Here is a 14,605-nt window from a genome sequence, read left to right as displayed (position 1 = left end):
GCGCATGATCGCGCTCAGGCTGATCGGCATCGGCACCGGCCATATCGACCATCTGACGCTGGCGGCGGCGAAGGCGATGAACGGCGCCGACCTGATCCTGCTGCCGCGCAAGGGCGACGCCAAATCCGACCTGATCGACCTGCGCCGCGCAATCTGCGCGCAGATCCTGACCGGACCGACCCGGGTGGTCGAGTTCGACCTGCCGGTGCGATCGGCCGAGGCGCCCTATCTCGACGCGGTCCATGACTGGCACGACGCGATCGCCGCCGCCTGGACCGCGCAGATCGCCGCGCTCCTGCCCGATGGCGGGACGGTGGCGCTGCTCGTCTGGGGCGACCCCTCGCTCTACGACAGCAGCCTGCGCATCGCCGAGCGGCTGCGGGCGAACGGCATGGCGATCGCGATCGAGGTCGTCCCCGGCATCACCAGCCTCCAGGCGCTGACCGCAGCCCATGCGATCCCGCTCAACCGGCTCGCCGAACCGGTGACGATCACCACCGGCCGCCAACTGCGCGACCATGGCTGGCCGGCGGGCGTCGACAGCCTGGTGGTGATGCTCGACGGCGGTTGCGCGTTCGAGACGCTGGCGCCGGAGGGGATCGCAATCTGGTGGGGCGCCTATCTGGGGATGGCCCACGAAGCGCTGATCGCCGGCCCGCTCGCCGAGGTCGGTGCGGCGATCGTCGAACGCCGCGCGGCGCTGCGCGCGGAGCATGGCTGGATCATGGACGTCTATCTGATGCGGCGGACGGTGGATGCGGCTATCGGTGGAGCGCCCTGACCCAAGCGAGGTGATCATGTTGCTGAGCGTCCTGCCGTTGCTGCTCGCCGGCGCCCAGGTGGCGACCGATGTCGCCCCGGACCCCGATCCCTATCTCGGCCCTTCATCGGCACTGCCCTGTGCCGCCGCTACGGCCGACATCGATGCCGCCGAAAAGGCGCCGGCGGAGGGACCGCTGGTCGGCGCGACGATCGTCACCGTAACCGAGCCCTGGTGCCATGGATGGACCGTCGTCACCATCTACAGGAGACTCGGCAATCGCCAGCATTGGTATATGCGGCGGGCAACCGGCAGCGGCGTACCGCGCGTCCTGTCCACCACAAGCTGGGCGGATTCGCGGCACTGCCCGCAGATGCTCGCCATACTCGATGCGCTGCAGGCGCTACCGATCGGATTCGGGATCGGACGACCAAGCAAGTCAGGGGCGCTGCTGCTCACATTGGGGCCGCCGCCGTTACACCAGACCTCCTATAGAATCCGCAGCAATTCCGGGGTCATCCAACCCGGCGGCGGGTACGCGGCCCTCGATCTGTCGGCGATGGACGGTGAGGTCGCGGATTGGGGCGCGGACATGGTGCGCACGATGGCGCCCTGCTGGAAAGACCATGCACCCGATCCCGATTGAGGCAGCATCGCCTGGCGACTCCGTCGACAATCACCGCTCCGCCGAGATGAAGCATCGGTAACGATCGTCATCCCGCATCGCCCGCACCAGGTCGGCAGCGTCCTGGCGCTGTGGCGGCATGGTTGACGTCAGCGCCCGGAACTAATCGGGATGCGGCGGGCAATGGGTGCGGGATCGCTGGCAGCCTATATGATCCAGCCACCCATCTTCGTCATGCCAACGCATTTTCACGCTCGGTAAAAAGCGCAACCAGAGGCTGGTTGATATAGTAATTGTTTCGTCCCGCGCGGTGCTTGATCAACAGTCCGCTATCGGCCAGTTCATCGAGATATTTCGCCGCGGTCGGGCGCGACACGCCGAGTTCCTGCTGAACAAACTCGATCCGCGTGTAAGGATGCCGGAACAGGTTGTTCAGAAGATCCTGCGAATAAAGCTTTGGATGATCCTTGCGCAATCGGATTTTGGTATCCGCCATCAACACACGTATCGCCTCGACAAGATGCAGTGTCTCGATCGCGGTTTTTTCAACCCCTTTGAGCATATAGAGCAGCCAGGGTTCCCATTCGCCGGTGTCGCGTACAGCCTGTAGCAGCCGATAATAATCCGGCTTGTTCAGAGTGATGTAGCGGCTGAGATAGAGGATCGGAATATCCAGCAAACCGCACCTGGTCAGGAACAGGATGTTGACGATCCGTCCCAATCGCCCATTGCCGTCCGGGAAAGGATGGATGCTCTCGAACTGATGGTGGATGATCGCCATTCGGGTGAGCGGGTCGAGATCGCTTTCGCTATCCTCGATATTGATGAAACGCTCCAGCGCGCTCATCAGATCACGCACCTCGTTGCCGTCCTGGGGCGGGACATATACCAGCGCACCCGTCGCTTCGTTCTTCAATGCCGTACCGGGCATTTCGCGAAATCCGCTGTCGGTTCGCTTGAGGATACGAAACATGGCAATGATCATGTTGTTCGTGAGCAACCCGCCCAGCCGCCGTTGCTCGTCAAAGCCGTGATGAAGCGCATCGCGATAACGAGCCACTTCCTTGGCGGTAGGCGAACCGGGGTTTTCCGGAAAGGCGCTGAGCTGAAACAATTCGTCCTGGGTCGTGACGATGTTCTCGATTTCCGAGCTGGCCTTTGCTTCCTGAAGCGACAATGTGTCGATCAATATCCCCTGATTGGGGATGGTCGCCGCGCGCCCTTTGAGCTCCGCAAGAAATCTATGGGCACGGGCCAGCGCTTTCAGCACGGGACCGGTTTCAGCCAGCTGCGATGGAGGCAGATCGGGCAGATCATAGTTGGTCTTGAGCACCGGGATCGCCTCATGAAACGATATCGACGATTTCTTAGCAGGTCATCGAAACATATAAAGATATTTCGATTTTCTTTACATGTTTTTGGCGAAACATACCATCTGGAGGGACCGCTGAGGAAACGATCTGCTCTATGAAACGCCGGTTATCCTGCAAAATCCCGGATTCCCGATTGTGCACGATAACAAGGCGAATACAGCCCCGACCGCAGCTCACCTCGCACCGGTGGCACAGCGCCGCAAATCCTGCTTAGATCGCGTCATCCCCCTATCGGAGCTTCCCCAGATGATCCTCGATCGCCGTAATTTCATGCTGTCGACCGCCGCCGCCGGGCTGGTCGCCGCCGCGCGTCCCGCCTTCGCCGCGATCGAGCCGCGGCTCGCCGCGGTGCTCGACGCGATCGCCAACGACACGCTCGACACCTCGCCCGAGACGCTGAGCTATCTCGGGCTCGACAGCGGCAAGCGCGCCGCCGCGCGCGGCCAGTTGTCCGACCGGTCGGCGGCGGCGCGGGCGCGTACGCTCGGCGACACCGCCCGCTACCAGAAGATGCTGGCAAGCGTCGGCGAGGCCGGGCTGACCGGGCATGACCGCATCCTCTATCGATCGGTCGCCTATGAGCTGGCCAATGGCGCGGCCGGCGGGCGCTTCGCCTATGGCGGGGTCGGCAGCTTCGGCGGCGGCAACCCTTATGTGATCAGCCAGCAGGACGGCGCCTATCAGGGCGTTCCCGAATTTCTCGACTCGGTGCACCGGGTCGAGAGCAAGGCCGATGCCGAGGCCTATCTGGCGCGGCTCGCGGCCTTCGCGACCGCGCTCGACCAGGAGACCGCGCAGGCGAAGCATGACGCCGGGCTCGGGGTGATCGCACCCGACTTCATCCTCGACACCGCGCTCGGCCAGATGCGCGAGCTGCGCGCGGTGCCGGCGGCCTCGTCGCGGATGGTGCTGTCGCTGAGCCGGCGTACCACCGAGAAGGCGATCGCCGGCGACTGGGCCGCGCGGGCAACCAAGATCGTCAGCGGTGCGGTCTATCCGGCGCTCGATCGGCAGATCGCGGCGATGACCGCGATCCGCGCCAAGGCGACCGCCGACGCCGGCGCGTGGAAGCTGCCGCAGGGCGGCGACTATTATGCCTGGCTGCTGCAATATGCGACGAGCACCGACCTGTCGCCCGAGGCGATCCACCAGATGGGGCTCGATCAGGGCGCCGAGCTCGATGCGCGGATGGATGCGGTGCTGAAATCGCAGGGACTTACCCAGGGCAGCGTCGGCGAGCGGCTCGCCGCGCTGACCAAGGATCCCAAGCAGCTCTTCGCGAACGACGACACCGGCCGCGCCGAGGCGATCGCCTATGTGAACAGCAAAATCACCGAGCTGCGCGCGCTGCTGCCGCAGGTCTCGAACATGAAGATGCGTGCCGACCTCACCGTCAAGCGGGTACCGCCCGACATCGAGTCCGGCGCGGCGCTCGGCTATATGAACTTCGCCTCGCTCGATGGGTCGCGGCCGGCCATCTATTATATCAACCTCAAGGACACCGCGAACTGGCCGCGCTTCACGATCCCGTCGCTGTCGGCGCATGAGGGGATTCCCGGCCATACCTGGCAGGGCGCCTATGTCGCCGAGCATCGCGACGACGTGCCGCTGATCGGGTCGCTGATGGGGTTCAACGCCTATACCGAAGGCTGGGCGCTCTATTCGGAGCAGCTGGTCGACGAGCTCGGCTTCTACAAGGACGATCCGTTCGGGCAGATCGGCATGTACCAGGCGCTGCGCTTCCGCGCGTCGCGGCTGGTCACCGACACCGGGCTGCACGCCAAGAAGTGGAGCCGGACCCAGGCGATCGACTATCTGACCAGCAGCACCGGCCGCTCGCGCGCCGCCTGCACCAGCGAGGTCGACCGCTATTGCGCGTCGCCGGGCCAGGCCTGCGGCTACAAGGTCGGGCATAGCGAGATCGTCCGGCTGCGCGAGAAGGCGAAGGCGGCGCTGGGTACCGGCTTCGACGTGCGCGACTTCAACGATGCGGTGCTGCAGGCGGGCGCGGTGCCGCTGACGGTGCTGGCGACCGCGATCGACGATTATGTCGCAGCGAAGAAGGGATGAGATTTCCCCGCAGGCCGTGATCGCCGGCAAAGCGCGCCGCCCATCGGGGCGGCGCGCCGCGCTTATCGCGGATCGACGGTGGTCGTGCCGAAGATCAGTTGACGGAGCATCGGCCGGTCGAGGAAGCGCGCCGGGAAGATCGGCGCCGGCGCGCTCGCGGCATCAAGCCGTGCGACATGATCGTCGGCCAGCGCGAGGTCGAGCGCGCCGAGATTGTCCTCCAGCTGGGCGAGGGTGCGCGCGCCGACGATCGGCGCGGTGACGCCCGGACGGCCGAGCAGCCAGGCCAGCGCGACCCGGGCGGGGCTGGCGCCGACCTCCCCGGCGATCTCGCGCACGATCTCGCCCAGCGCGATCGCCGCCTCGCCGAGATGGCCCGACGACGCGATCACGCCCTTGCGGGTCTGCGCGACGTCGGCCTGCGCATCGCCCGAGGCATCGGCCCGGCTATATTTGCCGGTGAGCACGCCGCCACCGAGCGGCGACCAGGGCAGCACGCCGAGACCGAGCGCCTGCGCCATCGGCACGAGTTCATGCTCGACGGTGCGTTCGACGAGGCTCCATTCGATCTGAAGCGCGACCAGCGGCGACCAGCCGCGAAGATCGGCGAGCGTCTGCATCTGGGCGATGCGCCAGGCGGGGGTGTTGCAGATGCCGAGATAGCCGACCTTGCCGCTGCGCACGAGATCGTCGAGCCCGCGCATGACCTCGTCCACTCCGGTCGTCATGTCCCAGCCGTGCAGATAGAGAAGGTCGATGCGATCGGTGCGGAGCTGCCGCAGGCTCTGTTCGACCGAGCGCAGCATGTTGAGGCGATGATTGCCGCCGGCATTGGGATCGGTCGGGTCGCGCGACATGGTGAACTTGGTCGCCAGCACGATCCGATCGCGCTTGTCGGCGAGAAAGTCGCCGAGGATCCGTTCCGACGCGCCATTGGTGTAGTTGACGGCGGTATCGACGAAGTTGCCGCCGCGATCGACGTAAAGGTCGAACATGCGTCGCGCCTCGCCGCCGTCGGCGCCCCAGCCCCAGTCGGCGCCGAAGGTCATCGTGCCGAGCGCGAGCGGCGAGATGCGCAGGCCGGAACGGCCGAGCAGGCGATAGTCGTTCAACCGGGTCATGATGTCATTCTCCATGGATGGCCCGTGCGGCGGGCGGATGCGGCCGGTCCGGTCGCGATCGACGATCGGCGAGCGCCCGTGCCGAGACCCGATAAGCCTGGCAGATCGGTCGGATAATCCACTGGATGTCGACCGCGCTGGTTATTAAAACTGACCAATGGCAATCGATCTGAACGGCCTCGCGATCTTCCTCGCCGTGGCGGAGGCCCGAAGCTTCCGCCGCGCCGCCGAGCGGCTGGGCGTGACCCACTCGGCGGTCAGCCAGGCGCTGCGCAAGCTGGAAGACCGGCTCGGGGTCGCGCTGGTCCGGCGCACCACGCGCAGCGTCAGCCTGACCGAGTCCGGCGAGCGGCTCTACGCGCGGACGTCACCGGCGGTCGCGGAGGTCGACGCGGCGCTGAACGAGGCGGCGGATCGCGATGCCGCCCCGAGCGGCCGGTTGCGGATCGCGGTTTCGTCGATCGCCGAATGGTTTCTGGCGGGTCGGTTGTTCGCGACCTTCATCGATCGCCATCCCGGGGTGACGCTGGACGTCACCGTCACCGACGAAGAGTTCGACATCGTCGCCGCGGGCTATGATGCCGGGGTGCGGCTGGGCGAAGTCGTCGAGCAGGACATGATCGCCATTCCCGTATCGGGCGACCAGCGGCAGATGGTCGTCGGCGCGCCATCCTATCTGCAGCGCTTCGGGGCACCGGGCCATCCCCGCGATCTCGTCGGGCATCGCTGTATCGGCTGGCGGCCCGCGCCCGATGTGGCGCCCTATCGCTGGGAGTTCGAGGAGGATGGCCGCGACTTCGCCGTCGCGCTCGAGCCGCAGATCGCGACCAACGACATGCGGGTGATGCTGCGCACCGCATGCGCCGGCGGCGGCCTGACCTTCGGGATGGAGGAGACGTTTCGGGACCATCTCGACCGGGGCGAGCTGGTCGCCATGCTCGAGGATTTCTGCCCGCGCTTTCCGGGCTTCTACCTGTATTTTCCGAACCGGCGGAATGTCGCGGCCAAGCTGCGGGCCTTTGTCGACCATGTGAAGCTGGAGCGCAGGCAGGCGCGGTAACGGCGGCGGGTGCGAGGCCGTCCGTCAAACCGCGGCCGACGTGCGGGCGGCGTCCCGGATGGGGATGGCAGGCCGCCCCGTCACCACCTCTACCGTCAATAATGCCATGTTTACATGACAATAACATGCCCAACATGACCGCCCTTCAAATATAAAATATCATGTTACAAATCGAGAAATCACTAGCCCCCCTGCATATCATTCTTAATATTGCGTTTCAGTATGCGATTCGGGGGATTTCATGGCGACGCTGACCGGCAATTCGAGCAACAATGTCATCACCAGCGACGCCGCAAGTGATACGCTGATCGGCCTCGGCGGAAACGACCAACTGACGGGCGGTGGCGGCAACGATATTTTTGCCTATACCGACCGCCGGTTCGACCAGGACATGATCCTCGACTTTACCCAAGGACAGGACAAGATCGACCTGTCGTCGTTGGGCATCGCCGACCTCGCGACACTGCAACCGTTCATCGCGCAGTCGGGCGGCGACACCGTCATCAGCTTCTATTACGGCGGCAGCACCGAGAGCATCACGATCAAGAATATCCTGCCGGGGCAGCTGACGGCATCGGACTTTCTGTTCAACAGCTCGAGCAGTTCGCTGTCGGTCGGCGGCACCAGCAGCGCGGATGTGCTATTCGGCGGGCTGGGCGCCGACACGATCGTCGGGGGTTTCGGAAACGACATACTGACCGGCGGCGGCGGCAACGACACGCTGATCGGCAGCGAGGACAACGACCAGCTCAGGGGCGCCGCGGGCAACGATCTCTTCACCTACACCGCCCGCCGGTTCGGCCAGGACACCATCCTCGACTTCACCCAGGGACAGGACAGGATCGACCTGTCGTCGCTCGGCATCGCCGATTTCACGACGCTGCAGCCGTTCATCACCCAGTCGGGCAGCGACAGCGTCATCAGCTTCTATTATGGCGGCAACACCGAGAGCATCACGGTCAAGGGGATCCTGCCGGGCCAACTGACCGCGGCGGATTTCCTGTTCAACAGCTCAACCGGCGCGCTGTCGGTCGGCGGCACCAGCAGCGCCGACCTGCTGTTCGGCGGGCTGGGCGCCGACACGATCGTCGGCGGTTACGGCAATGACGTCCTGACCGGTGGCGGCGGCAACGACATCCTGATCGGCAGCGAGGACAACGACCAGCTCAGGGGCGCGGCGGGCAACGACTTCTTCACCTACACCGACCGCCGCTTCGGTGCGGACACGATCCTCGACTTCACCCAGGGTCAGGACAAGATCGACCTGTCCTCGCTCGGCATCGCCGACCTCGCGACGCTGCAGCCGTTCATCGGCCAGTCGGGCAGCGACACCGTCATCAGCTTCTATTATGGCGGCAATACCGAGAGCATAACGATCAAGGGGATTCTGCCGGGCCAACTGACCGCGGCGGATTTCCTGTTCAACGGCTCGACCGGCGCACTGTCGGTCGGCGGCACCAGCAGCGCCGACGTGCTGTTCGGCGGGCTGGGCTCCGACACGATCGTCGGCGGTTACGGGAACGACGTCCTGACCGGCGGCGGCGGCAACGACACGCTGATCGGCAGCGAGGACAACGACCAGCTCAGGGGCGCGGCGGGCAACGACCTCTTCACCTACACCGACCGTCGCTTCGGTCAGGACACCATCCTCGATTTCGCCCAGGGACAGGACAGGATCGACCTGTCGGCGCTGGGCATCGCCGACCTCGCGACGCTGCAGCCGTTCATCACCCAGTCGGGCAGCGACAGCATCATCAGCTTCTATTATGGCGGCAACACCGAAAGCATCACCATCAAGGGGATCCTGCCGGGCCAACTGACCGCGGCCGATTTCCTGTTCAACGGTTCGACCGGCGCGCTTTCGGTCGGCGGGACCAGCAGTGCCGACGTGCTGTTCGGCGGCCCCGGCGCCGACACGATCGTCGGCGGTTACGGAAACGACATACTGACCGGCGGCGCCGGCAACGACACGCTGATCGGCAGCGAGGACAACGACCAGCTCAGGGGCGCCGCGGGCAACGACCTCTTCACCTACACCGCCCGCCGCTTCGGCCAGGACACGATCCTCGACTTCACCCAGGGGCAGGACAAGATCGACCTGTCGGCGCTGGGCATCGCCGACCTCGCGACGCTGCAGCCGTTCATCATCCAGTCGGGCAACGACAGCGTCATCAGCTTCTATTACGGCGGCAACACCGAAAGCATCACCATCAAGGGGATCCTCCCGGGCCAACTGACCGCGGCGGATTTCCTGTTCAACGGCTCGACCACCGCGCTGGCGGTCAGCGGCACCAGCAGCGCCGACGTGCTGTTCGGCGGCCCCGGCGCCGACACGATCGTCGGCGGTTACGGAAACGACATATTGACCGGCGGTGGCGGCAACGACACCCTGATCGGTGGCGAGGACAATGACCAGCTGAGGGGCGCCGCGGGCAACGACATCTTCGCCTACACCGACCGTCGGTTCGGTCAGGATACGATCCTCGACTTCACCCAGGGACAGGACAAGATCGACCTGTCGTTGCTGGGCATCGCCGACCTCGCGACGGTGCAGCCGTTCATCTCGCAGTCGGGCAGCGACAGCGTCATCACCTTCATCTTCGGCAGCTCCACCGAGAGCATCACGATCAAGAACATCCTGCCGGGGCAGCTGACCGCTTCGGACTTCCTGTTCAACAGCTCGACCACCGCCTTGTCGCTCGTCGGCACCGGCAGTTCGGACGTGCTGTTCGGCGGAGCGGGCAACGACATGCTCAGCGGCGGTTCGGGCAACGACATATTGACCGGTGGCAGCGGCAACGACACGCTGAACGGCGGCAGCGACAACGACCAGTTGATCGGTGGCGCCGGTGACGATGTGCTCGACGGCGGGACCGGTTCGGACATCATCGACGGCGGGGCGGGCAATGATCGGATCATCTATGATGCGGCCGACACTGCCACCAACATCTTCGGCGGGAGCGGGTTCGACACGCTCGTCATCGGCAGCACCATGCCGACGGGTTTCAATCTGGCAGCACAGGGGTTCGAACGCGCCGAGCAGACGCTGACCGACACCGGCAGCAACCCCTGGAACATGATCCAGAACATCTACACCAATGATGGACGGCTGCTGCAGCAGACGACCTTCAACGACAATGGCACGCGGGTGGTGGTGGCGATCGACCTGTCCAACGACACGCCCAACTCGTCCGAGATCAGCTATTACGATGCCCAGGGCCGGCTCGATTATGTCGACCAGAACAAGGACAATGGCACCCGGGTGCTGATCGACTTCGACCAGGCCAACACCCAGACCTTCACGTCCCAGCTCACTTATTACGACGCGCAGGGCCGGATCGATTTCTACGACATCAACAACGACAACGGCACCCGCACGGTCATCGATATCGATCAGGCCGGCAATCAGTCGTTCACGTCGCAATCGACCTATTACGATGCCCAGGGCCGCATCGATTTCTACGACATCAACAACGATAACGGCCTGCGGACGATCGTCGATATCGATCAGGCCAACAACCAGTCATTCACGTCGCAGCTCACCTATTTCGACGCCCAGGGGCGCGTCGATTTCTACGACATCAACAACGACAACGGTTTGCGGACGATCGTCGACATCGATCAGGCCAACAACCAGTCGTTCACGTCGCAGCTCACCTATTTCGACGCCCAGGGGCGGGTCGATTTCTACGACATCAATGGCGATAACGGCCTGCGCACGGTCGTCGATGTCGACCAGGCCGGCAACCAGTCGTTCACGTCACAGCTTACTTATTATGACGCGCTGGGCCGCATCGACTTCTACGACATCAACAACGACAACGGCACCCGGACGATCATCGACATCGACCAGGCCAATACACAGCCGTGGGAACAGCATGTCACGCTGTTCGCCACGAACGGTTCGGTCCTGCAGGACTATTTCCTGTAATCGCCGACGGGCGGGCGCGGCGCGCCGAAGCCGGACCGGATCCGCTGCGGATCGAATGGTCTCCGGTCTGAACGGGTTTTGGTTTCCGTGATTTTGAGGCCGCCGGGTGCTTTCACCCGATAGGCGATCTCGAAGATGCCGGCGCGTCCTCGATCGATTTGCCCGAGCGCCGTACGGGCTCCGGTATCAGCCGCCCTGCGCCGGCTGACCGAAGGCCAGGCGCAAGGCGTCGAGCTTCGCGGCGTTGAAACGCCGGGCGACCGCCGTCGTCGCGGCGATGCCGTCAAAGCCGTGGAAGGCGCCGGGCACGACGATGGTCTCGGCGGCGATGCCGCTGTCGATCAGGCGGCGGGCATAATCGAGATCCTCGTCGACGAAGAGATCGATCGAACCGACGCCGATGAAGGCGGGCGGCAGCCCCTTGAGGCTGGCCTGCCGGGCGGGGACCGCGCGCGCCGGGACCCCGGCGGTGCCCGGGGCCTGGCCGAGGAAACATTCCCAGCCGAAGCGGTTCTTCGACGGGGTCCACAGGATCGTGCCGATCGGCGCCGCGGGGGTGGTGACGGTGCCGGTGCGATCGTCGAGCATCGGATAGATCAGCACCTGCAGGACCAGCGGCACCTCGCCGCGGTCGCGCGCGGCGATCGCGAGCAGCGCGGCATGGCCGCCGCCGGCGCTCTCGCCCATCACCGCGATCCGGCTGCGATCGACACCGAGTTCCTCGGCATGGTCGTGGACCCATTTGAGCCCGGCATAATTGTCGTCGATCGAACCCGCGAAGCCGGTTTCGGGCGCCAGCCGATAGTCGATCGTGACGATCACGCAGTCGAGCGCGGCCGCGGTCGCCTGGAGCGGCGCGATCATGCTGGCGGCGGTGCCGGTGATGAAGCCGCCGCCATGGATATGGACGATCGCCGGCCGGTGCGCGCCCGGCTGGGCATTGACGACATAGACGGCGACGTCGGGGGCGCCGGCCAGCCCTTTGATCATCTGGCGGCGATAGGCGGGCGCGGGCAGCGGCGGCGGCAGCATGTTCGCCATCATCGCCCGCGCCGCCGGGAGGGTGGCGCGGGTCGGATCGGGGAACGCCGCGGCCTGGTTGAGCATCATTGCCGCAAAGGGACGCAATTCGGGATGGACGAAGGCCAGGTCTGGCGGCGCCTCCGCGCCGGCCCGCCGGGCGATCGCCCCGGTCGCGAGGCCCGCAGCGCCGAGCGCCAGGCCGTTGATGACGGTGCGCCGTGTCGGCTTGTCCATGGTGCGATCCTCCCTATGTGCAGGCTAGGGATGCGGCCGGGCGCTGACCAATATCGGTTTTTGGGATGGCCATAGCGGCAGGCTATGCCCGCGCCGGGGCCGGCGGATCGGCGAATGGCGCCTAAAAGTGCACTGTCACCGATTTAGGGTGTCACTGCGGATTCAGGACGGCGATTTCTTTCAGCCAGTTTTCGACCAGCGCCGGCCACAACGTAATCGGATGCCCGCCGGGTCGCAGGCCGAAGGCATGGCCGCCCTTGGCGAACAGGTGGACCTCGGTCGAAACCCCGGCATCGTCGAGCGCACGTGCATAGACCGTGCTGTTGCAGATATCGTCGACGGGATCGTCCCAGGCCTGCAGCAGGAAGGTCGGCGTCGTCTTCCTGGTGACGTGGAGGCCGGGGTCGAGCGTGGCACCCTCGCGGCATAGATGGCCGGGATAGAGCGCGATCGCGAAATCGGGGCGGCTGCTGAGCGTGTCGACCGCATCGACCGGCTTGTAGACGGGATCGAACATGTTGCTGGTCTGCGCGACCAGATAGCCGCCCGCAGAGGCGCCGATCACCCCGATTCTGTTCGGATCGATGCCCAGTTCGCCTGCGCGGGACCGGACGAGCCTGATCGTGCGCTGGGCGTCCTGGAGGGCGCGCGGGACCTTGGGGGTGACGTGGCAGTCGCAGCTTTTGTCATAATGGTGCGCGCTGCCGGGGACGCGATATTTCAGCAGGACGCAGGTGATGCCCCTGGCAGTCATCCAGTCGCAGATCTCGGTCCCTTCGAGATCCATGGCGAGGATCTGAAATCCGCCGCCGGGAAAGACGATCATCGCGGCGCCGCTGTTGCGCCCCTTGGGTGGAAAGACCGTCATGGTCGGCGCGGTCACGTCGAAGGCCGCTTTCCAGGGGCGACCCGCGACAAGATTGGTTTTCGTCTCGACCCGCTCCGCCGGTTGCGCGACCCCGTCCATATCCGGCGCGCCGTGCGGCCAGATCGGGGTCTGCTTGGTCCCCGAAGGCGGCTGCCAGGCCGTCGCGGGCGGCCCTGCCGCGGCCGGCCCGCCGATGGCGGAACCGACCAGTTGCAACAACATCGCATAGGCCATCATCATCCGGCTTCGGTGCAGCATCAGGTCCTCCTGAGCACAGGCTAGGACGGGCGCCGATGGGCGACAAAGGATGATTGTTAGGGCCTGCCCGGAGCTTTTCTCATGGCGTGCCGATCACCCCTTCGACAGCATCTTGTCGGCGCTGACCTTGATGAACATCGAATTCCGGTGAGCGTTTTCGTGCAGTTCGAAAGCCTCTGGGTTCGCGCGCCCCACTGGCAGGATTGCGCCAGCTTCCCCGACGCCCCACCGTCACCCAAACAGGCGGGCCAGAGCGGTGCGTTGCTCAGCCGAGGGAATCACGCCAAGGCCTTTTCCAGCAGGATCCTGCTGACATGCTGCGCCTGACCGATCAAATGGCGGTGCGCCGCGCGGACCATCAATTGGGCGTTGATCGATTGCACGAAGGCGGGCGCAGCCTTGGCCACGACTCCGAGCGCTTTCTCGCAGGCATTTCGACCTGCCTGTGCAAGCGCGGCAACCGCATAGTCTTGTCCATGGTACTCGGCGACCGCTGCGAGATCGAACATGTCGCGAGGCTGAAAACCCCAGCCGCGATAATAGACCTTTTTCGCGATGATCTCGGCGGGGGTCTCGACCGCTATGCTATGTCCGCACACATTCTGCGTGCCGCTTGGCCGATCGGTGATGTCGGCGCAGACGATGAAGTCGATTTCGCCGATATCCTGATAGGCAAGTTTCAGGACGCTGGTTCCCTCGACGCTATAGCTGTCGGGGCGTCGATCGAGCTTGATCCTCTGGGTCTCCGGATTGAGGAATGGCAGTAGCTGCGGATCGTCGAGGAAGAGATCGATGTCGTGGCTCTCGCGGTGGTCGATCTGCAACATCAGCGCCGTGCCCCCGCCGAAGCTCCACGAAGGTTTGAAGCCTATCTGGTTTTCGGCATGGCGAAGTATCCGGATGGCAATGTCGAACAGGACCGGCCATTCGGTCGGCCGTCCCTGCGACATCGTTCAGGCAGCCAGTGGCAGTTGATAGCCCGCCAGGCCGGAAAACTCGCCTGCAAGCCGGCTGGCCTTGACCGCATCGACACCCATGTCCGCCATGAATTGCCGCTGCACGGACAGCGATATCTCGGAGAAGAAGGAAAAGACCGACGCAATGCAATCGCCGGCGCTTTTCGGATCGACGATCAACGCGGCGAGTTGGTGCGCGGAGAGGTTCGTCCCGTAAGGGGCGTTGACCGTCGCCAGCACTTGTATCGCCACATTCATCTTCATCGTCCCAGCGGGCATCGCCCGATAACCGTCACTTATGTAACGCCGCGCCATTGCCGAAACAA

11 protein-coding genes are annotated in these 14,605 nt (G+C 64.9%); 5 read left to right on the top strand and 6 right to left on the bottom strand.

The annotated features are described in order from the left end of the window. Positions 1–4: 4 nt before the first annotated feature. Both cobF and AC1RM6_RS20515 read left to right on the top strand, forming a co-directional pair. Entirely contained in the window at positions 5–781 is a 777-nt protein-coding gene (gene cobF / locus AC1RM6_RS20520) for a precorrin-6A synthase (deacetylating) (protein WP_493104630.1), read from the top strand. A 16-nt stretch (positions 782–797) separates the two neighbouring features. Next, the gene (locus AC1RM6_RS20515; RefSeq protein WP_493104628.1) at positions 798–1,406 is read left to right on the top strand and encodes a hypothetical protein; all 609 of its coding nucleotides are present in this window, start codon (positions 798–800) and stop codon (positions 1,404–1,406) included. Between the two features lie 211 nt (positions 1,407–1,617). Here the strand turns inward: AC1RM6_RS20515 and AC1RM6_RS20510 are convergent, their stop codons facing one another. Further along, positions 1,618–2,718, bottom strand: a complete 1,101-nt coding sequence (locus AC1RM6_RS20510; protein ID WP_493104626.1) for a Fic family protein — start codon at positions 2,716–2,718, stop codon at positions 1,618–1,620. Positions 2,719–3,004: 286 nt separating this feature from the next. Between AC1RM6_RS20510 and AC1RM6_RS20505 the strand changes: the two genes are divergently transcribed. Further along, on the top strand, positions 3,005–4,828 hold the full coding sequence (locus tag AC1RM6_RS20505; RefSeq protein ID WP_493104624.1) for a DUF885 domain-containing protein: 1,824 nt from the start codon (positions 3,005–3,007) through the stop codon (positions 4,826–4,828). Between the two features lie 62 nt (positions 4,829–4,890). Here the strand turns inward: AC1RM6_RS20505 and AC1RM6_RS20500 are convergent, their stop codons facing one another. After that, on the bottom strand, positions 4,891–5,949 hold the full coding sequence (locus AC1RM6_RS20500; RefSeq protein ID WP_493104622.1) for an aldo/keto reductase: 1,059 nt from the start codon (positions 5,947–5,949) through the stop codon (positions 4,891–4,893). A gap of 157 nt (positions 5,950–6,106) precedes the next feature. Between AC1RM6_RS20500 and AC1RM6_RS20495 the strand changes: the two genes are divergently transcribed. Together AC1RM6_RS20495 and AC1RM6_RS20490 are read left to right on the top strand one after the other, a co-directional pair. Continuing rightward, the gene (locus AC1RM6_RS20495; RefSeq protein WP_493104620.1) at positions 6,107–7,009 is read left to right on the top strand and encodes a LysR family transcriptional regulator; all 903 of its coding nucleotides are present in this window, start codon (positions 6,107–6,109) and stop codon (positions 7,007–7,009) included. A gap of 241 nt (positions 7,010–7,250) precedes the next feature. Continuing rightward, positions 7,251–10,940, top strand: coding sequence for a M10 family metallopeptidase C-terminal domain-containing protein (locus tag AC1RM6_RS20490; RefSeq protein ID WP_493104619.1), 3,690 nt, complete (start codon positions 7,251–7,253; stop codon positions 10,938–10,940). 186 nt (positions 10,941–11,126) lie between these two features. On the opposite strand, the gene AC1RM6_RS20485 is transcribed toward AC1RM6_RS20490, so the two are convergent. The 4 genes from AC1RM6_RS20485 to AC1RM6_RS20470 form a co-directional block, all read right to left on the bottom strand. Then, positions 11,127–12,197: an alpha/beta hydrolase gene (locus AC1RM6_RS20485; RefSeq protein ID WP_493104617.1), complete on the bottom strand. Its 1,071-nt coding sequence runs from the start codon at positions 12,195–12,197 to the stop codon at positions 11,127–11,129. Between the two features lie 151 nt (positions 12,198–12,348). Next, positions 12,349–13,323, bottom strand: a complete 975-nt coding sequence (locus AC1RM6_RS20480; RefSeq protein WP_493104615.1) for an alpha/beta hydrolase — start codon at positions 13,321–13,323, stop codon at positions 12,349–12,351. Positions 13,324–13,601: 278 nt separating this feature from the next. Next, positions 13,602–14,273, bottom strand: a complete 672-nt coding sequence (locus AC1RM6_RS20475; protein WP_493104613.1) for a nucleotidyl transferase AbiEii/AbiGii toxin family protein — start codon at positions 14,271–14,273, stop codon at positions 13,602–13,604. Between the two features lie 3 nt (positions 14,274–14,276). Further along, positions 14,277–14,543 (bottom strand): hypothetical protein, encoded by a 267-nt coding sequence (locus tag AC1RM6_RS20470; RefSeq protein ID WP_493104611.1) that lies wholly within the window; start codon positions 14,541–14,543, stop codon positions 14,277–14,279. Positions 14,544–14,605: the final 62 nt, after the last annotated feature.

The sequence above is a fragment of the Rhizorhabdus sp. GW822-FHT03C02 genome (assembly GCF_058801765.1).
This window is presented reverse-complemented; position numbering and strand designations above follow the sequence as displayed.